The sequence below is a fragment of the Stenotrophomonas sp. GW821-FHT02D01 genome (assembly GCF_059421765.1).
Genome location: NZ_JBWKVP010000001.1, coordinates 948,680 through 973,511, shown reverse-complemented (window position 1 = coordinate 973,511; position 24,832 = coordinate 948,680). Strand labels below are relative to the sequence as shown.

The following is a 24,832-nucleotide window of genomic DNA, read 5'->3' as shown; positions in this document are numbered from 1 at the left end:
AGAATCGCCCCCTTTCCCGCCACCCGAATGGATTAAGCGCCATGACCGGGACGCCAGACGTCTTTCCGCCCGCCACGCCGGGCGGTACCCCGCTCGTTGCCCTGCCCTCTGGTCCGCGCAAGCCCGACCAGGTGAAAGGCAAGCTGTACATCAAGACCCACGGTTGCCAGATGAACGAGTACGACTCGGCCAAGATGGCCGACGTGCTCGCCGCCAGCGATGGCCTGGAACTGACCGATCGCCCGGAAGACGCCGACGTCATCCTGGTCAATACCTGCTCGATCCGCGAAAAGGCGCAGGAGAAGGTGTTCAGCCAGCTGGGCATCTGGAAGAGCCTGAAGAACCAGGGCCGCGAGGTCATCATCGGCGTAGGCGGTTGCGTGGCGTCGCAGGAAGGCGAGGCGATCATCAAGCGTGCGCCGTTCGTCGACCTGGTGTTCGGCCCGCAGACACTGCATCGCCTGCCGGAACTGATCCGCGCCCGTCGCGAGCAGCAGCGCCCGCAGGTGGACATCAGCTTCCCGGAAATCGAGAAGTTCGATCGCATGCCCGAACCGCGTGCTGATGGCGCATCGGCATTCGTGTCGATCATGGAGGGCTGCTCCAAGTACTGTTCGTTCTGCGTGGTGCCCTACACGCGTGGCACCGAAGTCAGCCGCCCGTTCGAAGACGTCGTGGTGGAAGTGGCACAACTTGCGGCACAGGGCGTGCGCGAGATCAATCTGCTCGGCCAGAACGTCAACGCCTACCGTGGCCCCTATGGTGACGGCGAGCTCGCCGACCTGGGCCTGCTGATCCGCACCATCGCCGAGATCGACGGCATCGGTCGCATCCGCTTCACCACCTCGCATCCGCTGGAGTTCAGCGATTCGCTGATCGACGCGTTCCGCGACGTGCCGCAGCTGGCCAACTTCCTGCACCTGCCGGTGCAGGCAGGCAGCGACCGCGTGCTGTCAGCGATGAAGCGCGGTTACACCGCACTGGAATTCAAGTCGAAGATCCGCAAGCTGCGTGCGGTGCGCCCCGATATCTCGATCAGTTCGGACTTCATCGTCGGTTTTCCCGGCGAGACCGATGCTGATTTCGAGAAGACCATGAAGCTGATCGAGGATATCGGCTTCGACCACAGCTTCTCCTTCATCTATTCGCGTCGCCCGGGCACGCCGGCTGCAGACCTGGAAGACACGATCAGCGACGCGGAAAAGCATGCGCGCCTGTCGCGGCTGCAGGAACGGATCAACGCGCATGCCGCGCAGATCTCCGAAAAGATGGTCGGCAGCGTACAGACCGTGCTGGTGGAAGGCCCTTCGCGCAAGAACCCGAACGAACTGACTGGCAAGACCGAGAACATGCGTTCGGTGAACTTCCCGGCGCACCCGCGCCTGATCGGCCAGTTCGTGGACGTGGTGATCACTGAAGCGATGACCAACTCGCTGCGCGGGCGCGTCGTGACAGAATAAGGTGTGCCGACCAACGGTCGGCACCTACCGAGGAATTGAGGTGTGCCGACCAACGGTGGGCACCCACCGCAATTGATGCCGGCCAGCGGTCGGCACCTACCGCGGTGGATGCCCACCGTTGGTCGGCGTGCTTCAATCCAGGCGTTTGCGGAAGCGCAGGATGGCCAGGGTCATCATCGCCACGATGAACACCAGCAGTGCCAGCGCGTCCGGCCACAGCTCCCACAGCGAAGCACCGCGCAGCATGATGCCGCGTACCAGGCGCAGGAAATGGGTCAGCGGCAATACTTCAGCCAACCACTGCACCGGCCGGGGCATGCCGGCGAACGGGAACATGAAGCCCGACAGCAGGATGGATGGCAGGAACAGGAACAGGGTCATCTGCATGGCCTGGAACTGCGACCGCGCGCGCGTTGAAATCAACAGGCCCAGCGCGAGGTTGGCCAGCACCAGCAGCACCGCCGCCAGGTAGACATCAACGAGGCTGCCGCGAATTGGGACCTCGAACAACCAGGTTCCCAGCAGCAGCACCAGGGTGGTCTGCAGCAGACCGATCGCTGCATATGGCAGTACCTTGCCGACCATCAGTTCGCTGCGCGACACCGGCGTGGCGATCAGCAGCTCCATGTTGCCGCGTTCACGCTCGCGCACCACCGCCACCGCAGTGAACATCACCAAGGTCATGGTCAGGATCACCCCGATCAGGCCGGGCACGATGTTCACCGCTGACCGTCGTTGCGGATTGTAAAAGCTGATGACGCTTACCGGCCCGCTAGCGATGCTGCCTTCGCGCAGCGGCCGCGTGTTGCTGGTCGGGCGCGTGTCCAGCGGCACCTGCGCCAGCTGGATCGCCGCACTCTGCACCACCGTGTCGCTTCCGTCGACCAGCACCTGCACCGCTTCGCGGCCTTCGTAGCGGCGTCGTTCGAAATCGACGGGAATCACGATGCCCACGCTGATCCTGCCCCGTCGCAACGCTTCCATCAATTGATCGGGCGTATAGGCCTGCGCGCGCGGGGCGATCACACCGGTGGCAACCATGTCCTGCACCAGGGCGCGCGACGCCGCACTGTTGGCCTGGTCGGCGATGCCGGCATCCAGGTGTCGCAGGTTGAGGTTGATCGCATACCCGAACAGCAGCAGCTGCATCACCGGGATGCCGATGATCATCGCCAGGGTGATCCGGTCGCGGCGCAGCTGGCGCAGCTCCTTGAGCATGATCGCCCACAGCCGTCGCAGGCTCATGCCGCCGGCTCCCGGCCGCGGCCACGGGTAGCGGAAACGAAGACGTCTTCCAGGTTGGGCGCCACCGGTTCGATGCTGGCCTGCGGATCGGCGGCGGCAAGGGCCTGCGCCAGCAAGGCGGTATCGGCCGCGCCCTCGCTGCACAGCACACGCAGCTCGGTGCCGATCTGCGCCACGCTGAGCACGCCCGGCAACGCTGCCAGCGCGCGGCTGGCCTGCCGGGGTTGCGCGGTGGTGACGGCCAGGGTGCGGCCCTGCAGCTGCGCGCACAGTTCGGCCGGCGTGCCATCGGCTACCAGGGCACCGCGATCAAGGATCGCCAGCCGGTGGCAGCGTTCGGCCTCGTCCATGTAGTGGGTGGACACCAGCACCGTGGTGCCGGCATCGGCGAGTTCGAACAGCGCCTCCCAGAAATCGCGACGCGACTCGGGATCGACCGCACTGGTCGGCTCATCCAGGAACAGCAGTTCCGGCGCATGGATCACCGCACCGGCCAGCGCCAGCCGCTGCTTCTGTCCCCCACTGAGGGTCCCGGCCAACTGCACCTGGCGATCCTGCAGGCGGTATTGCTGCAGCAGCGCATCGACCCGTTGCCGCGCCTGCGCGCGTGGCAGATCCTGGATGGCGGCAAGGAATTCCAGGTTCTCCCGCACCGACAGGTCTTCGTATAACGAAAAGCGCTGGGTCATGTAGCCGATGCGGCGGCGCAACGCTTCGGCCTGCGCCGGGATCGCCAAGCCCAGCACGTCGATCTCGCCCGCGCTCGGCTCAAGCAGCCCGCACAGCATGCGGATGGTGGTCGATTTGCCCGAGCCGTTCGGGCCGAGGAAGCCGTATACCTGCCCACGCGGCACCTGCAGATCGACGTTGTCCACCGCCAGCAGGTCGCCGAAACGGCGGCTCAGGCCCTGCGCGCGCACGGCGATGTCATCGACCGGATTCAGAAACGCACCTGCACCGGCAGCCCGGCGGGCAGCGCCTGCATGTCGGCACTGTCGTCGATCTCGATCTCGGCCAGGTAGCTCAGCCGCGAGACGTCATCACCGGTCAACGCGTAATAGGGGGTAAAGGAGGGTTCGCTGCGGATCGATCGCACATGCCCTTTCAATACGGTATTCGCGCCGTCCAGCTGCACCTGCACCGCCTGCCCTACTTTCACCTGCAGGCGCAACGGCTGCGGCAGGTACACGCGCGCATACGGCCGTTCGCCCACCAGCATCACCACCAACGGCGCACCGATCGGTGCCTGGTCGCCTTGCCTGTAGGGCAACGCATCAACCACGCCATCGCGCGGCGCGCGCAGCTGCAGTTTCTGCAGGTTGACGGCCTGCACGACCTCCTGTGCCTGTGTCGCCCTGGAGGTAGCCTGGCCTTGGGCGATGTCCTCACGACGGTTGCCGCGCTGCAGCTCCAGCCACGCCTGTTCGGCAGCGCGCACGCTGGCCACGGCGTTGTCGGCGGCCGCTCGCGCCCGGTCGAGGTCGGCGGCCGCCACCAGCCGCTGGCGGGCCAGTGGTTGCACCCGGCGGTAGTACGCGGTGGCTTCCGCCGCCTGCGCGCGCAGCGCGGTGAGCTGTGCCTGCGCCTGGGCGATCTGCTCCGGACGCGGTCCCACCTGCAGTTCCTCGAGCTGTGCCTGCGCGCGGGCCGTTTCGGCCTGTGCGGCGTCGAGCTGGGCTGCGCCACGGGCAGGATCCAGGCGCATCAGCAGCGCGCCCGCCTTGACCGCCTGCCCCTCGCGCACGTCAACGGTACTGATCACTTCAGCCGCCGGTGCGGGCACGCTGATCCGGTCCCATTCAAGCGTACCCAGTGCTGCTGGTGGTGCTTCGCCGCACCCCGCCAGCAGGCAGCTGCCCAGCAACCCCATCCTGCGCACCCACGTGCCCACGGCCATGCGCCACCTCCTGCGATGGCGCCACGGTGCCATGCTCCCTGTGCACCCGCAATGATCCAGATCAGCGCTGGCCAATAATTGATCAGTCGCTGCCAAGGCCACTGCCGCAAGGTTCGCTGCCACCTATCCACAGGTTCGTGGCAACACCGTCCACACCGCATGTGGAAAACCCCGCAGGCACTGGCACAATTTTCACCACCGCATCATCTTCCTTGTGGCACAAGCCCTGCGAGGATCTATCCACAGGTTTCTTCGGCGCCGGTCCACACCCGGTGTGGAGAACTGTCGTCATGCCGGCTTGCGCGTTACCCTTGTCGTCCCTGACTCCATCGCGGTGGACGGCGACCCCGCCCCACCCCAAGCAATGAAAAGCATCGAGCATCGAGATTTCACCCTGTCGCCGGAAGACAACGCGCAGCTGGCCAACCTGTGCGGCCCGTTCGACGGCCACCTGCGCCAGATCGAACTGAAGCTTGGCGTGGAAATCGCCAATCGCGGCTTCGTGTTCCGCATCAGCGGCCCGGCCGAGGCCAGCGCCGAGGCGCAGAAACTGATCGAGGCGCTGTACGAAGAAGCGGCCGAGACCACCTTCGACAACCACGCCATTCACCTGCGGCTGAACGCGGCCAACATCGAACAGATCGCCGACCGCTCCTACGAAGCGCAGGACGTGGCGATCAAGGTCAAGCGCGGAACCGTGCGCGGCCGGGGTTCCAACCAGAGCCGCTACCTGCACCAGATCGTCAGCCACGACATCAACTTCGGCATCGGCCCGGCTGGTACCGGCAAGACCTTCCTGGCCGTTGCCAGCGCGGTGGAAGCACTGAACGAATCACGCGTGCAGCGCCTGATCCTGGTGCGTCCGGCGGTCGAGGCCGGCGAGAAGCTGGGCTTCCTGCCGGGCGACCTCAGCCAGAAGGTCGACCCGTACCTGCGCCCACTGTACGACGCCCTGTATGAAATGCTGGGCGTGGAAAAGGTGCTCAAGCTGCTGGAAAAGAACGTCATCGAGATCGCGCCGCTGGCCTACATGCGCGGCCGCACGCTCAACGATGCGTTCGTGATCCTGGACGAAGCGCAGAACACCACCATCGAACAGATGAAGATGTTCCTGACCCGCCTGGGCTTCGGTTCCACCGCCGTGGTCACCGGCGACCTGACCCAGACCGACCTGCCCAAGCATGTGAAGTCCGGCCTGCGCGATGCGATCGACGTGCTGCGCGACGTGGAGGGCGTCAGCTTCACCTTCTTCGAAGCCCGCGACGTGGTCCGCCACCCGCTGGTGGCGCGCATCGTCAGTGCCTACGACCGCCGCGACCTGCATGAGATCCAACCTGGAGCGACTCCATGACCCGTGGTCCCGTACGACTGGATGTCGCCGTCAGCTACGCCCTGCCCCGTGCCGGGCTGCCCTCGGCCGTCAGCTTCCGCAAGTGGGTGGCGGCTGCGCTGAAGGGCCGCATCCGCGAGGCCGACCTGGCCATCCGCGTGGTCGACAGCAAGGAAGGGCAGTCGCTGAACCGGCATTACCGGGGCAAGGACTACGCCACCAACGTGCTGAGCTTCCCGGCCGACGTGCCGGAGGGCCTGCCCAAGGGCGTCAAGTTCCCGCTGCTGGGCGACCTGGTGATCTGCGCACCGGTGGTGGCGCGTGAAGCCGAGGAGCAGGGCAAAGTGCTCAACGCCCACTACGCGCACCTGACCGTGCACGGCGTGCTGCACCTGCTCGGCTGGGACCACGAGGACGACAAGGAAGCCGAGGCGATGGAACAGCTGGAGCGCGAGATCCTGGCCGAGCTTGGCATCGACGACCCGTACGCGGGCGAGCGCTGACAGCGGGCCGGTGCCCGTATGGCCGAGCCCATGCTCGGCCGCAGCGCACCATGCGCCCCGCCCACCTGGCAAAAAAGCAGCCGAGCATGGGCTCGGCCCTATTACGGAACCCGCTTGTGCTGCTGCGTACCTTCCTGCCACTGCCCTTACTGCTTGCCTCCACCGCTTCCGCCGCGCCGCTGGACCTGCCTGCCCTGATCGAATGCCGCCAGGGCGTGGCCGAGCACGCCGCACTGGCACCGCTGCTGGCCGATCCGCTGAAGGCCGTCGCCCACGGCCTGCAGCCGCTGCCGCAGGGCAACCAGTTCATGAGCGAGTACCGGCTGGCCAGCCCGATCACCGTGTTCGGCCAGCAGACCGAGCGTGTGGCCGTGGCCGGCGCCAGCGTCATGGCCGTACTCGACCAGGCCGACCCGCGGCCGTTGGCCAAGCAGCTGGCCCTGGAGATCGGCTACGACCAGGACGGCAAGTTCATGGCCGGGCGCGAGCTGGTCAGCCGCGATGTGACCGACCCGAAGACCGGGGAGGCGCAGATCGAGTCGATCATCCTCAGCGTATCCACCGTCGCCAGCCACCCCGGCAGGACCCTGGCCGGCTGCACCTACAGCCTGGACCTGCCGGCCGAGGACGAGGGCCCGGCCGCCACCGCCCCGGCGGCCGACGGTCACTGACAGGCCCCCACATCCTGCTAGACTTGGGTCATCGCCCGGCCTGCCGGGTGCCTTTTTTCCAGAGATGTCAGAAGACGACAGTAGTAGCTCCTTCGTGGAGCACAGTGAAAAGAAGCGCGGCTGGCTTGAACGCCTGACGTCTGCTTTTTCCGGCGAACCCCACACCCGCGACGAGCTGGTCGCTGTCCTGCACACCGCGCAGGAAGAAGGGTTGATCGCCGCCGATACCCTGAAGATGATGGAAGGTGCCATTTCGGTGGCCGAGCTGACCGTGGGCGACGTGATGATCTCGCGTTCGCAGATGGTCTCGCTGCCGGTCGAGGCGCCCTTCCTGGAGCTGATGAAGCAGGTGGTCGAGTCCGGCCATTCGCGCTTCCCGGTGCATGGCGAAAACAAGGACGACATCCTCGGCGTGTTGCTGGCCAAGGACCTGCTGCGCGGCGTGGTTGCCGACAACGGTCCGGGCAACGTGCGTGAGCTGCTGCGCCCGGCGGTGCTGATTCCGGAAGCGAAGAAGCTCAACGTGCTGCTGAAGGAATTCCGCCTGTCGCGCAACCACATGGCGATCGTGGTGGACGAGTACGGCGGTGTCGCCGGCCTGGTCACCATCGAGGACGTGCTGGAGCAGATCGTCGGCGAGATCGACGACGAGCATGACGAGGCCGAGGATTTCTCCGCGCAGATCGCCATCCAGGCCGATGGCCAGTACGTGGTGGATGCACTGACGCCGATTGGCGATTTCAACGAGCGCTTCGGTGCAACCTTCTCCGATGAGGACTACGACACCATCGGTGGACTGGTGACCGAAGCGGTGGGCCATCTGCCGGAAGTCGGTGACGAACTGGCGCTGGACCGCTTCATGTTCCGCGTAGCCCGCGCCGATGCGCGCCGGGTCCAGGCCTTCCATGTAACGGTGCTGGCACCGGACGCGCAGGACGACGCTTGAAGCACCGTGGCCTGATCCTGACCCTGTGGCTGGCGTTGTGCCTGCTGGCCACGGCCCTGCCCCTGGCTGCGTTCGCGCAGGCGGCGGCGCCGACCGTTTCGACGGCCAGCGATGCCCCTGCCCCGCGCGTCGGTGTGGTCACCATGCAGCCCGGCACCGTGTTCTTCGAACGCTTCGGCCACGATGCCATCGTCGTGCTGGACCCGGTGAGCGGCGAGGCGATCTCATACAACTTCGGCTACTTCGATCCGTCCGAACAGGATTTCATCGGCCGCTTCGTACGTGGCGACATGATGTATTACCTGGTGGCCCTGCCACTGCAGCAGGACCTGTCGTACTACGACGAGACCGGCCGCGGTGCCAGCGTACAGTGGCTGGATATCACCCCGGACCAGGCACGCTCACTGGCCGCCGACCTGGCCGAACGGGCCAAGCCGGAAAACGCGCGCTACCACTACGATTACTACACGGCCAACTGCGCGACGATGGTGCGCGACACGCTGGACAAGGCACTGGGCGGCGGGCTGCATTCACAGCTGTCGGGCCGTTCGCGTGGCAACACCTATCGCAGCGAGTCGGTGCGCCTGGCGTCGCCGGCCCCGTGGATGTGGCTGGGCTTCGATATCGGCCTGGGTCCGTTTGCCGACCAGCCGCTGTCGCGCTGGCAGGAAGCCTTCGTGCCGATGCGCCTGGCCGATGCCCTGCGGCAAGCCCGCAACAGCGACGGCCGCCCGCTGGTGCAGTCCGAGCAGGAACTGCTGCCGCACCGCATCGATCCCGAACCGAAGGATTTCGCGCGCCACTGGTGGCCGTGGCTGCTGTGTGGCCTGGTGATTGCAGCGGGCGTGCTGGCGCTGCGCAGGCGTACGCGCCTGCTGGCCGGCCTGGCCTTGCCGCTGTGGCTGCTGTGCACCATCGCCGGCGGCCTGCTGGTGTTCCTGTGGGGCTTCAGCACGCACTACGCTGCCTGGGCCAACCGCAACCTGCTGCTGCTGTCGCCGCTGTGCGTACTGCTGTTGCCGGGGGCGATCAGCCTGCTGCGGCGGCGCGTGCCTGGCCGCATGTTCAGGATCGTGCTGTGGCTGGTGGCGGTGCAGGCCGTGGCTGCCCTGGTGCTGCACTGGCTGAGCCTGCAGGCGCAGTACAACGTGCAGTGGATCGTACTGCTGCTGCCGGTCCACGCGGCGCTGGCCTGGGTGCTGGGGCGCCGTCCTCACTTGTCGGAAACGCAGCACTGACGCACGATGGCGGGCATGTCATTGCCCGCCTCACTGCCCGCCCCTGCTGCTGCCGCCTCCACCGCAGCCAATCCCACCTGCGTCATCAACTGCGTCCACTACGATGACGACGGCAAACGCCACGACATCAGCCTGGATGCCATCAGCGATGTCATCGCCAGCAACAATGGTTTCGTCTGGGTCGGCCTGTACGATCCGAACGAAGATGTACTGCTGAAGCTGCAGGAAGAATTCTGCCTGCACGACCTGGCCGTCGAAGATGCGCGCAACGCGCACCAGCGCCCCAAGGTGGAGGCCTACGGCAACTCGTTGTTCGTGGTGGTGACCACCGCGCAGATGGTTGACGAGCGCATCCAGTACGGCGAGACCCATGCCTTCCTCGGCCCACGGTTCCTGGTGACCGTTCGCCACGGCGCCTCGCTCTCGTACGCACCGGTACGCGCGCGCGTGGAGCGCGAACCACAGCTGCTGAAAATGGGCCCGTCGTACTGCCTGTACGCCGTGGCCGACTTCGTGGTCGACAATTACCTGCCCATCACCAACCGCTTCCGCGACACCCTGGAACTGCTGGAGAAGGACATCTTCGCCGACAGCTACAAGCGCAGCACGGTGGTGCGCCTGTACGAGCTCAAGCGCGAGTTGAACAAGATGCGGATGGCGGTGGCACCTCTGCAGGATGTACTGGCACAGCTGCGCCGCTACCAGGGCGAGCTGTTCCCGGACGAAGTGAAGCTGTATATCCGCGACGTGCACGACCATGCGGTACGCATCAGCGATGTCATCGACACGCTGCGCGAGATGCTGGGCACGGCCCTGAGCGTGAACCTGTCACTGGTGACGCTGGCCCAGGGTGAGACGGTGAAGCGGCTGGGTGCATGGGCCGCGCTGCTGGCCGCGCCGACGCTGATCACCAGCTGGTATGGCATGAATTTCAGCCACATGCCGGAATTGAACCAGCCATGGGCCTACCCGCTGATGATCGTCGCTGTCGGTGGCATCTGCGTTGGCCTGTACCGGCTGTTCAAGCGGGTGAAGTGGCTGTAATAAAGGCGTATCGACCAACGGTCGATACCCACCAAACCGGTAGGCCACGACCGTTGGTCGTGGCGCATTGGGTCGATACCCACCAGACCGGTAGGCCACGACGGTCGACACCTGGCGTACCTGTCGTGGCGCATTGGGTGATCATCAAGCCACGTAGATGGTCTTGATGTTCATGAACTCATGGATGCCGTGGTCGGCCAGTTCACGGCCGAAACCTGACTCCTTGCTGCCGCCGAACGGCAACCGCGCATCGCTCTTGACGATGGCGTTGACGAAGGCCGCGCCGCATTCCATGCGCTGGGCGAAGGACTCGCCACGCACCGGGTCACGCGTCCACACGCTGCCGCCGAGGCCGAAGCGGGTGTCGTTGGCCACGCGCAGCGCTTCGGCTTCATCCTTGACCCGGATGACCGCAGCGACCGGCCCGAACAGTTCTTCGTCATAGGCCGGCATGCCCGGCCCCACCTGGTCGAGCACGCTGGCCGGGTAGCCCGCATGCGAACCGGCGATCGGTTCGCCGCCGATCAGCACCCGCGCGCCTTTGGCGACGCTGGCCTGCACCTGCTTGTGCAGTTCGTCGCGCAGGTCGGCACGGGCCATCGGTGCCAGCGTGGTGCCGCGCTCGTTCGGGTCGCCGTACTGACGCTCGCCTGCAGCTTCGACGAAGCGCCGGGTGAATTCATCGGCCACCGCTTCAACCACAATGAAGCGCTTGGCGGCAATGCAGGTCTGGCCACTGTTGTCGAAGCGCGACTTCACCGCGGCGGCAACCGCCTTGTCCAGGTCGGCATCATCGAGCACCACGAAGGCGTCGCTGCCGCCCAGCTCCATCACCGACTTCTTCAACTGGCTGCCAGCGTTGGACGCGATGGAGCGCCCTGCCCTCTCGCTGCCGGTCAGGGTGACTGCCTTCACCCGTGCATCGCGCAGTACGTCGGCAGCCTGGTCGTTGTCGATGTGCAGCACGTCGAACACACCGTCCGGCAGGCCGCCATCGCGGCACACCGCCAGGATCAGGTCGGCGCACTGCGGCACGTTGCTGGCGTGCTTGAGCAGCGCCACGTTGCCGGCCATGAACGCCGGGGCCAGGAAGCGGAACACCTGCCAGATCGGGAAATTCCACGGCATCACCGCGAACACGCAGCCGATCGGTTCATAGCGCACGTAACTGCGCTGGGCCTCGGTATCGATCAGCTGCGGCTTCAGATAGTCGGCGGCATGGTCGGCATAGAACTCACAGGTGGTCGCGCACTTTTCCACTTCGGCCAGGGCCTCGGCCTTCAGCTTGCCCATCTCGCTGGTCATGGCCTGCTGCAGGTCATCGCGGCGCGCACGCAGCTGGCCGGCAATCTGCTTGAGGATCGCCCCGCGATCCTGCAGCGAGCGCTCGGCCCAGCGTGGGAACGCCTCGGCTGCGGCCTGCAGGCGCTGCTCGATGGCAGCGGCATCCATCAGCTCATGGCGGTAGGTCACCTGGCCGGTGGCCGGGTTGATGATCTCGACGGTCATGGGGGGTCTCCATCAGGTAGACCCCCATTGTGCGCCGGCCGCCGTGAGCCGGATGTTGCCGGCTCAGCCGTTGTCCTGGCGGGCCAGCTGCAGGTCGCGCTGGCGTCGCTTCTCCGCACGCGCATTGATGTACCAGCCGATCACCGCAGCAATGGACACTGCAGACACCAGCAGCGTGGCCAGCGCATTGATCTTCGGGCTGATGCCCATGCGTACCGAGGCGAACACCTTCATCGGCAGCGTGGTCGAGCCCGGCGTGGCAACGAAGCTGGCCACCACCACGTCATCCAGCGACAGGGTGAACGCCAGCAGCCAACCGGCCACCAGCGCCGGGGCGATGATCGGCAGGGTGATGCGGGTGAACACGGTCAGCCGGCTCGCGCCGAGATCCATCGCCGCTTCTTCCAGCGACAGGTCCATCTCCTGCAGGCGCGAGGACACCACCACGGTGACGAAGCACAGGGTGAAGGTGACGTGGGCGATCCAGATGGTAGCCAGGCCACGCGCCGGGAAGCCCGGAATCGCGCCCATCGAGGCCAGCAGCGCCATCAGCGAGAAGCCGAGGATCACGTCCGGCATCACCAGCGGCGCGGTCACCAGCGCACCGAAGAACGGCTTCCCGCGGAAACGCTTGAAGCGGGTCATCACCATCGCCGCCAGCGTGCCGAGCACGGTGGCGGTACAGGCGGTCCAGAACGCGACCACCAGGCTGGTCCACATCGCATCCATCAGCGCCCGGTCGGCAAACAGATCGCTGTAGGCACGGGTGGAGAACCCGGCCCAGACCATGGCCAACCGTGAGCTGTTGAACGAATAGAACATCAACAGCAGGATCGGCAGGTACAGGAAAGCGAAGCCGAGCAGCAGCACGCCCAGGCCCAGGCCCTTGGCAGAACGCGGGCTCATGCCTGCTTCCCTTCCAGCAACCGCTGCTGGGATCGGTTGAACAGCAGGATCGGCACCAGCAGCAACAGGATCATCGCCACCGCCATCGCCGAGGCGCCCGGCCAGTTGCGGTTGTTGAAGAACTCGTTCCACAGCTGGCGACCGACCATCAGGGTTTCCGAGCCACCCAGCATTTCCGGGATCACGAATTCGCCGATCGCCGGAATCATCACCAGCATGCAGCCGGCGATGATGCCCGCCTTCGACAGCGGCAGGGTGATGCGCAGGAACGCCTGCCACGGCTTGGCGCCGAGGTCGTAGGCTGCTTCCAGCAGACGGTGGTCATGCTTGACCAGGTTGGCGTACAGCGGCAGCACCATGAACGGCAGATAGCAGTACACGATGCCGATGTAGGCCGCGGTCGGGGTGTCGATCAGCTGCAGTTTCGGCAGGCCCATCGAGGTCATCAGCGACTGCAGGCCGGTGTACTGCAGGAACTGGTCGAGCAGGCCGTTGCGGTCCAGGATCGCTTTCCATGCATAGACGCGGATCAGGAACGAGGTCCAGGACGGCAGCACCACCAGCATCATCGCCACGTTGCGCGCGGCCGGCGACAGGCGGGCGATGGCATAGGCCATCGGATAGCCGATCAGCAGGGTGAAGAAGGTCGAGATCGCGGCGATCTTGATCGAGCTCAGGAACGCCTGCGCATAGATCGAATCGCGGAACAGCGCCAGGTAGTTCTCGAGGTTGAGCTTCAGCGAGAGCCCACCATCGACGTACTGCAGCAGCCAGGTATACGGCGGCGAGCCGACCCGGCTGTGCGAGAAACTGATCATCAGCACGATCAGGAACGGCACGGCGAAGAACAGCAGCAGCCACAGGTACGGAATGCCAATCACCGTGGCACGCGTGCCCGGCAGCCAGCGCTTCAGGCCCGCCGTGCTCATGAGGTCAGCACCACGCCGTCGTTGTCACGCCAGTGCACCCACACCTGGTCGCCCCAGGTCAGGCCATCGCTGGCCCAGCGCTGCGAGTTGGCGAAGTTGGCCAGCACCTTGGCGCCGCTGGGCAGGCGCACGTGGTAGACCGAATGGCTGCCGAAGTAGGCAATGTCCTCGATCACGCCCTGCGCCTTGTTGGTGTGCCCTTCCGGCTCGTCCTTGCCGATCATCACCTTCTCCGGGCGCAGCGCGAACGCGACCGGCTGCCCTTCATAGCAGGTGATGCCGTGGGCGATGTAGACCGGCGCCGGGAACAGCGGCGAACGCACGGTCACGTATTCGGGCAGGTCCTCGTCGATCACCCCGTCGAACAGGTTGACCGAACCGATGAACTCGGCAACGAAGCGGTTGGCCGGCTGCTCGTAGACTTCATCGGGCTTGCCGACCTGCTGGATCCAGCCGGCGTCCATCACCGCGATGCGGGTGGCCATGGTCATCGCCTCTTCCTGGTCGTGGGTCACCATCACGCAGGTCACGCCCGACGACTCGATGATGCTGACCAGCTCCAGCTGCATCTGCGAGCGCAGCTTCTTGTCCAGCGCGCCCATCGGTTCGTCCAGCAGCAGCAGCTTGGGCCCCTTGGCCAGCGACCGCGCCAGCGCCACGCGCTGCTGCTGGCCGCCGGACAGCTGGTGCGGCTTGCGCTTGCCAAGATGGCCCATCTGCACCAGGTCGAGCATCTCGCCCACGCGCTTGGCGATGGCCTCGCGGGCGAGTCCGTCCTGCTTCAGGCCGAAGGCGATGTTCTGCTCCACGGTCATGTGCGGGAACAGCGCATACGACTGGAACATCATGTTGACCGGCCGCTGGTACGGCGGCAGCGCGTCCATCCGCTGGCCATCGACGGTGATGCTGCCCTTGGTGGGTGTCTCGAAGCCGCCCAGGCAGCGCAGCAGGGTCGACTTGCCACTGCCGGAGCCACCGAGCAGCGCGAATATCTCGCCCTTGCGGACGTCCAGGTTGACGTCGTCGACGGCGACGAAGCCATCGAATTCCTTGCGCAGATCACGAATGGAGAGATAGCCGGGCACACCGGTCGCTTCGACGACGGCGGCTTCCGGCTGGGCTTCAACGGGCATGGGGGCTCCGGGAGCGGGCGGTGGACAGCGGCCGCCATTCTACCGGCCGGGGGCCGATGGGGATATGACGACGGCGGGCGGGAAGGCGCCGCTGGCCGTCCTGGAGTACCGGACCGGTGTCGGGTTTGGCCCGCAAATGGCGCACTCCAGGCGCAACACGCGCCCCCTGCGTGGCCGTTCCCTGTTGTTTCCGCCTTGGCCTGCGGGTGCCGCGCCCAATCTGCAACGTTTTTCAGAACCGGGAGCCTTGATCGCCCGCCACTACCCCGTCGCAATCCCCAGGATCGAGGCCGACCATGGACGAACACGCGTGACATCCGCAGACACTTCTGTCTTCGCCCCACCCGCCCCCCAGCCCTCGTTAGCCGATCGGCTGGAGGTGGCCATCATCGGCGCCGGCCAGGCCGGGCTGTCACTCAGCGCGGTCCTGCAGGAGGCCGGCGTCGCGCATCGCGTACTGGAGGCGGAAACCGTGGGCGCCAGCTGGCGGCGGCGCTGGGATTCCTTCCAGACCAACACCGCCAACGCGACGATGGCCCTGCATGGCCACGCCTATGCGGGCGACGACCCGGAGGGCTTCATGGCCGCACCGGAAGTGATCCAGCGGCTCCGCGACTACGCAAGCGAAAGGTCACTGCCGATCCACGAAGGCTGCGCGGTCCTGCGTGTCACGCCCAAGGCGGGCGGCTACGCCATCGAATCGAGTCACGGGCCGATCCAGGCCGCTGCGGTGGTGGTGGCCACCGGCGAATACGGCCGTCCCCGGATGCCCCGCGTTCCCTTTGCGCCCGGGCCGGCGCTGGCGGTACTGCACTCCAGCAACTACCGCAGTTCCCGGCAGCTTCCCGACGGCGCGGTGCTGGTCATCGGCGGCGGCCAGTCCGGCGCGCAGATCGCCCAGGATCTCCGCGCCAGTGGCCGTAACGTGTATTGGTCGCTGGCCGAGCGCCATTCGCATACGCGCCGGCTGCGCGGCAAGGATTCGATGACCTGGTGGGACATGGCCGGACGCATCCACCAGCATGTGAGTGAATCGGCCGGGGTACTCGCCGGGGAGCCGGGCGCGCTGCGCAAGGCCCGGACCGCAGAGTTCCCGCTGATTTCCGGCAAGGGACGCGCAGGCCTGGGCAGCTCGATCAGCCTGCTGGCGATGCATCGCGAGGGCATCACTCTGTTGGGCCGTCTGCAGGGCTTCGACGCGGACATCGCTCGCTTCGCCGATGTCCGCCCACAGCTGCGCACCGCGGTCGAGGCGACGCGGGCCGAATACGCCTATCTCGATTCACTGGCCAGCGGGTACTACGCCACGCGGCCCGAACCGCGCACCGATGACGCCCGCTACATTCCCGAAGAGGTGTACCTGCACTGGGAGCCTGACGCCTCGCCGCGCGAACTGGATCTGAACGCTGCCGGCATCCGCTCGGTTGTCCTCGCCACTGGCTTCGTCGCCGAATGGCCGTGGCTGGATGTGGACGGCGTGCTGGACGAACACGGCTACCCGCTCGGCGAGTTCGGCGTCTCCCCTCAGCCCGGGCTGTTCTTCATCGGCATGCACAACCTGCAGCGGATGAGCTCATCATTCCTGTGCAACGGCGGTCGCGATGCGCGCGACCTGTTGCCCGCCATCCTGCGGCACCTTGGCCGGGCCGGCAGTACCGGCGCCGGCGCAGGGCAAGACAGCTGCCGGGCAAGGCCCGGCGCTACCGAAAACGCTTAGCGACCGGTCTTCACCTCGGTCCACAGCCGGGTGTAGAGCTTGTCGGTCTCCGGCGTGTTGATCGAATAGGTGAACATCTTCGCGGCCACGTCGGCCGGCGGGTAGATGGTCGGGTCGGTGCGGATCGCCTCGTCCACCAGCGGGGTCGCGGTCGGCACCGGGTTGCCGTAGTGGATGAAGTTGGTGTTGGCCGCGGCCACCTTCGGTTCCAGCAGATAGTTGATGAATGCGTAGGCCGCTTCCGGATGCTTGGCATCCTTCGGGATGGCCAGCATGTCGAACCACTGCGGCGCGCCTTCCTTCGGGATCGAATAGGCCACGTGCACGCCATTGCTGGCCTCGGCCGCACGGTCGCGGGCCTGGATGATGTCACCCGACCAGCCCACCACCAGGCAGGTGCCGCCGTTGGCCAGCGAGCCCACGTACTGCGAGGAGTGGAAATTCTGCACGTACGGGCGGATCGACTTCAGCAGGTCCGCCGCCTTCTGCAGGTCGGCCGGATCGCCGCTGTGCGGGTCCAGGCCCAGGTAGTGCAGCGCGATCGGAATCATGTCCGCCGGCGTGTCCAGGATGGTCACGCCGCAGTCCTTCATCTTGCTGATGTTTTCCGGCTTGAACACCAGGTCCCAGCTGTTGGCGATGTCGGTGCTGCCACCGAAGCGCTCCTTCAGCATGTCCACGTTGTAGCCGATGCCGGTGGTGCCGATCATGTACGGCACACCGTACTGGTTGCCCGGATCCTGGGTGGCGATGCGCTTCATCACCGCCGGGTCGAGGTTGGCCAGGTTCGGGATCTTCGACTTGTCCAGCGGCAGGAACACGCCGGCCTGGATCTGCCGGCCGAAGAAGTTCAGCGTCGGCACCACCACGTCGTAGCCGCTGTTGCCGGCCAGCAGCTTGGTCTCGACCATCTCGTCACTGTCGAACACATCGTAGGTGACCTTGATCCCGCTCTGCTTCTCGAAGTTGGGGATGGTGTCTTCGGCGATGTAGTCGCTGTAGTTGTAGACGTTCAGGACCTGGCTGTCCTGTCCGCCGCCGTTGCCGCCGCCACAGGCGGAAAGCATGGCGGAGGCCAGGCCGAGCGTGAGGATACGCAGCTTCATCGGGTGCTCCAGAATGCGGAAAGGGGGGCCGGCCGGGCCGGCGACGGGTGCCAGCCTACCCCCCGGCGAGGGATTTTTCTATTCGCGGCCTTCACACGTTCAGCAGCAGGAACTCGCGCTCCCACGAACTGATCACGCGGAAGAAGGTCTCGTATTCCTTGCGCTTGACCGAGGTGTAGGCGCGGCAGAAGCGCTCGCCGAGCAGCGCCTGCAGCTCGCTGCACTGCTCCAGCCCGTCCAGCGCTTCACCCAGCGAACGCGGCAGGTCGTAGCCCAGTTCCTTGGCGCTGCCGGTCACCGGCGCATCCGGCGCCAGGCGCTCACGGATGCCGAGCAGCCCGCAGGCCAAGGTCGCGGCCATCGCCAGGTAAGGGTTGGCGTCGGAGCCGGCAAAGCGGCTTTCCACCCGCATGTTCTCCGGCGTATCCAGCGGCACCCGCAGGCCGCAGGTGCGGTTGTCGAAGCCCCAGTGCACGTTGCTAGGCGAGACCTCACCGAACACCAGGCGCCGGTAGGAATTCACGTTCGGCGCGAAGAACGCCATGGCCATCGGCACATATTTCTGCAGGCCGGCCAGGTAATGGGCGAACAGCGGACTGAAATCCTCACCACCGTGCTCGCCGGTGAACACGTTCTGGCCATCGCTGATGCGCAGCAGGCTCTGGTGGATGTGCATCGCACTGCCCGGCTCGTTCTCCATCGGCTTGGCCAGGAAGGTGGCATACACCCCATGGCGCATCGCCGATTCGCGCATGGTGCGCTTGAACAGGAACACCTGGTCGGCCAGATCCATCGCATTGGCGTGGGTGAAGTTGACCTCCAGCTGCGCCGCGCCGGATTCGTGGATCAGCGTATCCACGTCCAGCTTCATCGCGTCGCAGTAGTCGTACATCAGGTCGAGGATCGGATCGAACTCGTTGACCGCGTCGATCGAGTACGACTGCCTTGCCGTTTCCGGGCGACCGGAGCGGCCCGCCGGGGGCAGCAGCGGAAAATCCGGATCGGTGTTCTTCTGCACCAGGAAGAATTCCAGCTCGGGCGCGACCACCGGCCGCAGGCCGAGCTCGGTATAGGCATCCAGCACCCGGCGCAGCACGTTGCGCGGGGCCAGTTCGTGTGGCTCGCCGTTCTTGGTGTAGCAGTCATGGATGACCTGCGCGGTCGGGTCGGTCGCCCACGGCACCATGCGCACGGTGTCCGGGTCGGGGCGCAGGATCATGTCCGAGTCCGACGGCGAGGTCAGGTCGTAGTAATCGTCTGGAAATTCGCCGGTGACGGTGGTCGCGAAGATGCCTTCAGGCAGGCGCGTGCCATAGTCGTGCGAGAACTTGTCGGCGGGGATGATCTTGCCGCGCGCATTGCCGGTGATGTCCGGAACCAGGCATTCGACCTCGGTGATGCGCCGCTCCTTCAGCCAGCGCAGCAGGCTGCTTTCCTGCGGGGGCGGGGGCGTGGCCGTCTTGCGCGGGCGCGTTCGGGAACTCATGGGGATTCCAGTCGATTCTGTTGGTGCTGCCGGCAAGCTTGGCCGAACGCACGGAAAATAGCGTGATAGAACGGCGTCTGCATGACACGCCACTCCGGGTGCCACTGTACGCCGAGCACGAATCGATGGCGCGGGCTGCGTGCTGCTTCGACCAGGCCATCATCGGCCCAGGCCTCGATCTGCAGGCCTTCGGCAACCTGTGCGATGCCCTGCCCGTGCACTGAATTGACCTGCACCCGATCGGCGGCACTCCACTGCGCCAGCCACCCCCCATCGGCCAGGGTGATCGCGTGGGCCGGCCCATACTGCACCTCCACCGGCGCCTGTGGATCTTCGCGATGGTCGGCCAGGCCAGGCACTGCATGCACCTGCGGATGCAGCGTGCCACCGAGCGCCACATTCAATTCCTGGAATCCGCGGCAGATCGCCAGCACGGGTAGATCCATCGCCAGCGCCTCGCGCAGCAGCGCGAACGCAGTGGCGTCACGCGCCGGGTCATGCCGGTTGCCGTTCCAGGTACGCCCCCCTTCGTAATGCTGCGGCTCGATGTTGCTGACCGCGCCGGTCAGCAGCAGGCCATCCAGGCCCTGCAGCCAATCGCGCGCCGGCAGCGGTGGCTGCAGACTCGGCAGCACCAGCGGTGTTGCCTGCGCAGCGTCAACCAACGCACGCACATATTTTTCCCCGGCCACCGCGAAACGATGATGGCCGAGCACGGTGCTGTCGGTGGGCAGGCCCACCCAGGGCAGGCGGCGCATGGGGAAACTCCTTGGCGTGGCATCAAGGTACGCGCCCGGCATCGGCATCGGCAAGCCGCTGCCCTCACACCACGGGCGCCCGGCTTGGGCCAAACTATCGGTGTGAAGCCCGACCGTCCTCCTCCGCTCCGACGCCCTTTCCCGCTTCTGCGAGGCCGCCGGTGAGCGCCGCCTTCCCGCCCAGCTGGTACGCCAGCAGCCTGCCCGAACCGCCCGCATTGCCGCCGTTGCGCGGTGAAGTGCATGCCGATGTGGCGATACTGGGCGCCGGCTATACCGGCCTCACCGCCGCACTGGAACTGGCCCTGCGCGGCCAGCGGGTGGTGGTGCTGGAAGCGCAGCGGATCGGCTGGGGAGCCTCGGGCCGCAATGGTGGCCAGGCGCTGGTCGGCTACGGCTGCGAAGTGGACGAGCTGGAACGCCAGCTCGGCCGCGAGGATGCGCGCCGCCTCTTCGACTGGTCGCGCGAGGCGGTACAGGCGATGCGCGCGCGCATCGACCAGCATGGCATCGAGTGCCATTGGGTGGAGGGCCACGCCAGCGTTGCCATCCGCGCACGCCACGAGCGCGACCTGCGCGCCACCTGCGAACACCTGCAGCGACATTACGATTATCCGATGCAGTGGTGGGAGCGCGATGCCCTGCGTGGGCAACTGGACAGTCCGCGCTACCGCGCGGCGATGTTCGACCCGCTCAGCGCCCACCTGCATCCGCTGGCCTACGCCCGCGGGCTGGCCGATGCCGCGCGCGCAGCCGGGGTGGTCATCCACGAACAATCGCCGGTGACGCGCATTCAACGCGGCGCACATGCGGCGCTGCATACCGACCACGGCAGCGTGCGCGCGCCGCAGCTGGTGGTGGCCGGCAACGCCCTGCTGCAGGGGCTGGTGCCTGAGCTTGAGCGGCGCATCATGCCGGTCGGTACGTATATCGGCGCCAGCGCACCGCTGGGGGCCGAACGCGCCCGCGCCCTGATCGGCAACAACATGGCGGTCTCCGATACGGCCTGGGCGCTGGACTATTTCCGGCTCAGCCATGACCACCGCCTGCTGTTCGGTGGCCGCGCCAGCTATTCCGCGCTGCCGCCGCCGGGCCTGCACCGGGTGATGCAGCGGCGCATGCACGAGGTGTTCCCGCAACTGGCCGACATCCCGCTGCAGCAGGTCTGGGGCGGTTATGTGGACATCACCCGCAACCGTGCCCCGCACTGGGGCCGGCTGGATGGAAATGTGTACTTCGCGCAGGGCTTCTCCGGCCACGGCGTGGCAGCGGCCGGGCTGGCCGGTGAAGTGATCGCCGAAGCCATCGTTGGCCAGAGCGAGCGGCTGGACGTGTTCCAGCGCCTGCGCCATGGCCCCTTCCCCGGCGGACGCCTGCTGCGCATGCCGCTGCTGGTGGCGGCCATGTCCTGGTACAAGCTGCGGGATGCGTTGTGGTGAAACCGCGCCCGACGCACTTCAGCCACTTGATCCACACCTGCGCTTTGTTCGCATAATCTACGCAGACGCAGCGGAGTACCTGGATGCGATGGTGGACTGAGGGGCTGTTGGTACGCATACGGCTCCGCCCCGAAGGGCTGGCCCTGGCAGTGCTTTATGCGCTGGCATGCTGGGGTACCCGCAAGTTCTCGCTGGACCAGTTCTACCTGCCAGCGGGCGTGCGCGTGGCAGCGTTGCTGCTGTGCCCGCCACGGCTGTGGCCCTATCTGTTGCTGGGTGAGTATGCGTATTTCGCGCAGTTGCGCATTCCGCTTCTCGGCAAATACGGCCTCACTTGGGTGATCTTCGCCTCAGTGTTCCTGATGCCTGCCACGATGCTGATCATCCGTCTGCACCGGAAACTGCTGGAGCGCACCACGATCGTTGGCATCATCTCCATCGCGATGTGCTGTGCCGTGGTGGTGAGCCTGCTCAACCTGTGCATCTCCCACCTGCTGTGGCCGCCGTTGCGCGAGACCTCTTTCCTGACGAGCGCCGTGCGCTACGCGCTGGGTGACTTCATCGGCATCCTGGTGCTCGCTCCACTGGCGCTGCTGTGGATCCGGCGCAAGGAAGAACCCTGGCCCCCCCGGGCCGTCGCGCTCACCGCCGCCTCGTTGGCAGTCACGCTCCTGGTGGGGATGCACGCAACGCCCGTATCACCCGTCACCATGGCCGCCTCGGGTTCCCTGCAAATGCTGCTGCTCCTGCCCATTCCTGCCATCGCCTTGACCTGCCTGCTGGGCTGGCGTGGCGCCGCAATCGGCGTAGCGATGGTGAATCTCATCATCGGACTGACGACCCCGAAGGTCGAGCCCGAAGCGTTCGATGCTGCAACGTTCGCCACCCAGCAGGCCATGGCCATCGCCAGTGTGGCTCTTCTGCTGTTGGGCGCCCGCATAACGCACTTCCAGAATCAGCACCGGCTGCGTGAAGAAGATGGAAGGAACACCCTGCTTCTCGCCCGGCGAACGCATGCATCCAGCGAGATGGACCTACGCGAACGCGCCGCTCACCTACGCCGTCTGGGCGACGGACTGGACCTGTCTCTCAATGAGATGGTGAACTGGCTCCATGCCCAAGGCCACCACGCAGTGGCGCATAGCCTCAAACACACGTCTGAAGTGCATTCGCGTCTGTTCCGTGCACAGGCGAGCATGATCTTCCCGGCTGCGCTGGAAAGGCTGGGGCTGTATGTGGCCCTGCAGGCAGGCGGAGTGCGCGAAAACTGGAACAGTACCCACCGTGTCTGCCAGCCTCGATTGAGTGGCGATCCGTGCAGACTCAGTTCCGGCCTCCAACTGGCGGCTTACCGCTCCATTGTTGAGGCGGTTTCAATCCTGCTTGGAGGCGAAACCGGCCAGCTCATCGTGCGCGGACGTTGTGGCGTTCACCGCGACCGCCGTGGCATTGTCCTGCTTGCGTCGATGATAGACCGCAGGCATGTTCTGGCACGATCGACCATGGACCAGGCAGCCGAGCAGCTGGCCGGACGCATACTGGCCTATGGCGGCTCGCTGCACTGCGGTCGGAATCGGATAAGGATCCTGCTGGAAGAATCGATCGATATCCCGCCCGGGGGCGTGATCTCCGTTCGTGATGAACGGCGCGCGAGTGGAGTCGATCCATTCCAGCAACCGCCGCCAGCCGCGAATCACGAATAGCAAAGTGCGATGCACATCACAAACCAGCCGTGACTTCCATTGTCCGGCATTTCATCTGCGCGCCCCATTCCGAGCGCCATGAGCTGAAGCGGAGATTGCGCCTTTCCAGATCTCCCGATACTGTCCGGTAAGGGAGTTGTTCATGTATCGACAGGATCGCGATAGCGTGCGACGAGCAAGGGAGGCTTGCGCTTGAACTGGTTGAAGAGTGGGTTTGAACTGAGCTTCCGCATCCGACCGGTCGGTATTGCGCTTGCTGCCCTGTACGCGATCACCTGCTGGGCCACATGGCGACTGTCGGTTGACCAGTTCTTCCTGCCAGCCGGCATCCGCGTTGCAGCGCTGTTGCTGTGCCCACCCCGCCTCTGGCCGTACCTCATCCTGGGCGAGTACGCCTACTTCGCCCAGATGCGCTATCCGATGATCGAAGCCTATGGCTTGGGCTGGGTGATTCTCGCCTCCGCCTGCCTGATGCCGGCCGTTGCATTGATCATCCACCTCCATCGCAAGGCGATGGAGGCCACAACTGAAGGATGGCTGCTGTCGGTGGCAGCATCGGCCGCGTTGGTGGCCAGTGCCTTGAAACTCGGCCTGTCCCACCTGCTTTGGCCCGCCCCGCCCAGCATGCCGTTCTACTCCAATGCGGCACTGTTCGTGCTCGGCGACTACATCGCCATCCTCACGGTCGCGCCGCTGGCACTGCTGTGGATGCGTCGCCGCAGCGGCTATGACTGGAGCGTCTGGAGACTTCCACCAACGCTAGCCGCGCTGTGTTCCCTATGTGTATTGGGTGCGCTCATCGCACTGGTAGGTGCCCACGATCCCATGGCACGCGCCCTTCTGCAGTTGCTGCTGGTGCTGCCTGTGATCGCTCTCACCTGCATGCATGGCTGGCGCGGCGCGGCAGTCGGTGTCCCGCTCATGAACCTCATGCTGAGCGTGACGATGCCAACCACCGGCCTTCCAAGCTCGTTCGACCAGACTACGTTCTTCACCCAGCAGATCATTGCAATCACCAGTACTGCACTGCTCGCGCTGGGCTCGCGCATCACCCATCACTACCACCAGCAGGCCCGCCCTGCGATGGAGGTCTCCCAGGCGATTGCGTTTTCACGTTCGGCGCACCTCGCCAACGAACGGGATCTTCGGGAACGGGCCTTGGGGCTGCGTCGGATTGCCGACGATATCGAAGCGGCGCTCGGAGAAACGGCGCATCTGCTGAGGGCCAACGGCCACGAAGGACCCGCTACGGATCTGCTGCGAACCTTCTCATCACGTTCGCAACAGTTCCGCGAACTGACCAGCAGGGTATACCCCACCGAGCTCGAGCACGCCGGGCTGTATGTCGCATTGCAGGCCGGCGGCCTGCGCGAGGCCTGGGATTCCAGCCATCGGCTGGTCCGCCCGCTGCTTGCGGGCGATCCCTGCCAGCTGAGCATGGGGCTGCAGTTGGCCGCCTATCGCCTGCTTGCCGAAGCGGTGTTGTTGCTGCTGGAGGAAGAAAAAGGCCAGATCCTGATCCGCGCCCGTTGCGGGCGATCCGGAGGCCAGCTGGGAATCGTGTTCACCGTGGCCCTGCTTGATCGGCACAGTACCTTGACGCCGGCCACGCAGGGGCTGGCCATCGAGCGGCTCTCGGCCAGGGCAAATGCCTACTCCGGCGCGGTGCAATGCCGAACCAACCGTATCAGGATCATGATGCGGGACACGCCTCTCGACAGCCCCTGGCTTGCTCCGCCTCGAGATTTGAGCTATTCCAGCGAGACATCCGCCCGACACTGAGAGGGGCATGCGCCCCGGCCAGCCCCGCAG

Annotated in this window: 21 protein-coding genes; 11 read left to right on the top strand and 10 right to left on the bottom strand. The window is 65.9% G+C overall.

The genetic code is table 11. The features are described from left to right. Nucleotides 1-41: 41 nt before the first annotated feature. Nucleotides 42-1,460 (top strand): tRNA (N6-isopentenyl adenosine(37)-C2)-methylthiotransferase MiaB, encoded by a 1,419-nt coding sequence (gene miaB, locus AC07UW_RS04430; protein WP_223494703.1) that lies wholly within the window; start codon nt 42-44, stop codon nt 1,458-1,460. A 132-nt stretch (nt 1,461-1,592) separates the two neighbouring features. Here miaB and AC07UW_RS04425 read toward each other — a convergent pair whose 3' ends face one another. From AC07UW_RS04425 to AC07UW_RS04415, 3 genes are read right to left on the bottom strand one after another with little or no spacing between them, the layout of a single operon-like run. Next, a complete protein-coding gene (locus tag AC07UW_RS04425) occupies nt 1,593-2,705 on the bottom strand; it encodes an ABC transporter permease (RefSeq protein WP_495211499.1) in 1,113 nt (370 codons plus the stop codon). After that, nucleotides 2,702-3,625: an ABC transporter ATP-binding protein gene (locus AC07UW_RS04420; RefSeq protein WP_495211498.1), complete on the bottom strand. Its 924-nt coding sequence runs from the start codon at nt 3,623-3,625 to the stop codon at nt 2,702-2,704. Before AC07UW_RS04420 ends, AC07UW_RS04425 begins: the two co-directional genes overlap by 4 nt. 20 nt (nt 3,626-3,645) lie before the next feature. After that, a complete protein-coding gene (locus AC07UW_RS04415; protein WP_495211497.1) occupies nt 3,646-4,602 on the bottom strand; it encodes an HlyD family secretion protein in 957 nt (318 codons plus the stop codon). Nucleotides 4,603-4,966: 364 nt separating this feature from the next. Here AC07UW_RS04415 and AC07UW_RS04410 point away from each other — a divergent pair, with 364 nt between their 5' ends. The 6 genes from AC07UW_RS04410 (at nt 4,967) to AC07UW_RS04385 (ending at nt 10,334) form a co-directional block, all read left to right on the top strand. After that, entirely contained in the window at nt 4,967-5,953 is a 987-nt protein-coding gene (locus AC07UW_RS04410; protein WP_025875300.1) for a PhoH family protein, read from the top strand. Continuing rightward, complete coding sequence (gene ybeY / locus AC07UW_RS04405) at nt 5,950-6,435, top strand: rRNA maturation RNase YbeY (RefSeq protein WP_059063681.1); 486 nt, start codon at nt 5,950-5,952, stop codon at nt 6,433-6,435. Before AC07UW_RS04410 ends, ybeY begins: the two co-directional genes overlap by 4 nt. A gap of 86 nt (nt 6,436-6,521) precedes the next feature. Next, nucleotides 6,522-7,106 carry a hypothetical protein gene (locus tag AC07UW_RS04400; protein ID WP_336032724.1) on the top strand — a complete coding sequence of 195 codons (585 nt, stop codon included), beginning with the start codon at nt 6,522-6,524 and terminating at the stop codon, nt 7,104-7,106. A 64-nt stretch (nt 7,107-7,170) separates the two neighbouring features. Beyond that, the gene (locus tag AC07UW_RS04395) at nt 7,171-8,052 is read left to right on the top strand and encodes a CorC family transporter (RefSeq protein WP_032975685.1); all 882 of its coding nucleotides are present in this window, start codon (nt 7,171-7,173) and stop codon (nt 8,050-8,052) included. After that, nucleotides 8,049-9,290 carry a lipoprotein N-acyltransferase Lnb domain-containing protein gene (locus tag AC07UW_RS04390; RefSeq protein WP_495211496.1) on the top strand — a complete coding sequence of 414 codons (1,242 nt, stop codon included), beginning with the start codon at nt 8,049-8,051 and terminating at the stop codon, nt 9,288-9,290. The genes AC07UW_RS04395 and AC07UW_RS04390 overlap by 4 nt, the downstream gene beginning before the upstream one ends. Nucleotides 9,291-9,305: 15 nt before the next feature. Then, nucleotides 9,306-10,334 carry a magnesium and cobalt transport protein CorA gene (locus tag AC07UW_RS04385; protein ID WP_223494696.1) on the top strand — a complete coding sequence of 343 codons (1,029 nt, stop codon included), beginning with the start codon at nt 9,306-9,308 and terminating at the stop codon, nt 10,332-10,334. A gap of 144 nt (nt 10,335-10,478) precedes the next feature. Here the strand turns inward: AC07UW_RS04385 and AC07UW_RS04380 are convergent, their stop codons facing one another. From AC07UW_RS04380 to AC07UW_RS04365, 4 genes are all read right to left on the bottom strand, one after another. Next, nucleotides 10,479-11,843 carry an NAD-dependent succinate-semialdehyde dehydrogenase gene (locus AC07UW_RS04380; protein ID WP_032975683.1) on the bottom strand — a complete coding sequence of 455 codons (1,365 nt, stop codon included), beginning with the start codon at nt 11,841-11,843 and terminating at the stop codon, nt 10,479-10,481. A gap of 63 nt (nt 11,844-11,906) precedes the next feature. After that, nucleotides 11,907-12,749, bottom strand: coding sequence for an ABC transporter permease subunit (locus AC07UW_RS04375; protein ID WP_025875316.1), 843 nt, complete (start codon nt 12,747-12,749; stop codon nt 11,907-11,909). Further along, nucleotides 12,746-13,678: an ABC transporter permease subunit gene (locus AC07UW_RS04370; RefSeq protein WP_223494694.1), complete on the bottom strand. Its 933-nt coding sequence runs from the start codon at nt 13,676-13,678 to the stop codon at nt 12,746-12,748. The genes AC07UW_RS04375 and AC07UW_RS04370 overlap by 4 nt, the downstream gene beginning before the upstream one ends. Then, nucleotides 13,675-14,811 carry an ABC transporter ATP-binding protein gene (locus tag AC07UW_RS04365; RefSeq protein WP_495211495.1) on the bottom strand — a complete coding sequence of 379 codons (1,137 nt, stop codon included), beginning with the start codon at nt 14,809-14,811 and terminating at the stop codon, nt 13,675-13,677. The genes AC07UW_RS04370 and AC07UW_RS04365 overlap by 4 nt, the downstream gene beginning before the upstream one ends. Nucleotides 14,812-15,058: 247 nt before the next feature. On the opposite strand from AC07UW_RS04365, the gene AC07UW_RS04360 reads away from it, so the two are divergent. Beyond that, nucleotides 15,059-16,528: a flavin-containing monooxygenase gene (locus AC07UW_RS04360; RefSeq protein WP_495211494.1), complete on the top strand. Its 1,470-nt coding sequence runs from the start codon at nt 15,059-15,061 to the stop codon at nt 16,526-16,528. Here AC07UW_RS04360 and AC07UW_RS04355 read toward each other — a convergent pair. The 3 genes from AC07UW_RS04355 to AC07UW_RS04345 form a co-directional block, all read right to left on the bottom strand. Beyond that, nucleotides 16,525-17,634 carry a polyamine ABC transporter substrate-binding protein gene (locus AC07UW_RS04355; protein ID WP_032975677.1) on the bottom strand — a complete coding sequence of 370 codons (1,110 nt, stop codon included), beginning with the start codon at nt 17,632-17,634 and terminating at the stop codon, nt 16,525-16,527. The genes AC07UW_RS04360 and AC07UW_RS04355 overlap by 4 nt on opposite strands. A gap of 91 nt (nt 17,635-17,725) precedes the next feature. Further along, on the bottom strand, nt 17,726-19,120 hold the full coding sequence (locus AC07UW_RS04350) for a glutamine synthetase family protein (protein ID WP_025875326.1): 1,395 nt from the start codon (nt 19,118-19,120) through the stop codon (nt 17,726-17,728). Next, complete coding sequence (locus tag AC07UW_RS04345; protein WP_132825490.1) at nt 19,117-19,878, bottom strand: gamma-glutamyl-gamma-aminobutyrate hydrolase family protein; 762 nt, start codon at nt 19,876-19,878, stop codon at nt 19,117-19,119. Before AC07UW_RS04345 ends, AC07UW_RS04350 begins: the two co-directional genes overlap by 4 nt. Nucleotides 19,879-20,039: 161 nt before the next feature. Between AC07UW_RS04345 and AC07UW_RS04340 the strand changes: the two genes are divergently transcribed. The 3 genes from AC07UW_RS04340 (at nt 20,040) to AC07UW_RS04330 (ending at nt 24,802) form a co-directional block, all read left to right on the top strand. Further along, entirely contained in the window at nt 20,040-21,317 is a 1,278-nt protein-coding gene (locus tag AC07UW_RS04340) for an NAD(P)/FAD-dependent oxidoreductase (protein WP_425507087.1), read from the top strand. An 83-nt stretch (nt 21,318-21,400) separates the two neighbouring features. Then, entirely contained in the window at nt 21,401-23,020 is a 1,620-nt protein-coding gene (locus AC07UW_RS04335; RefSeq protein ID WP_495211493.1) for an MASE1 domain-containing protein, read from the top strand. A gap of 192 nt (nt 23,021-23,212) precedes the next feature. Next, complete coding sequence (locus AC07UW_RS04330) at nt 23,213-24,802, top strand: MASE1 domain-containing protein (protein WP_223494688.1); 1,590 nt, start codon at nt 23,213-23,215, stop codon at nt 24,800-24,802. The last annotated feature ends 30 nt before the right edge of the window (nt 24,803-24,832 follow it).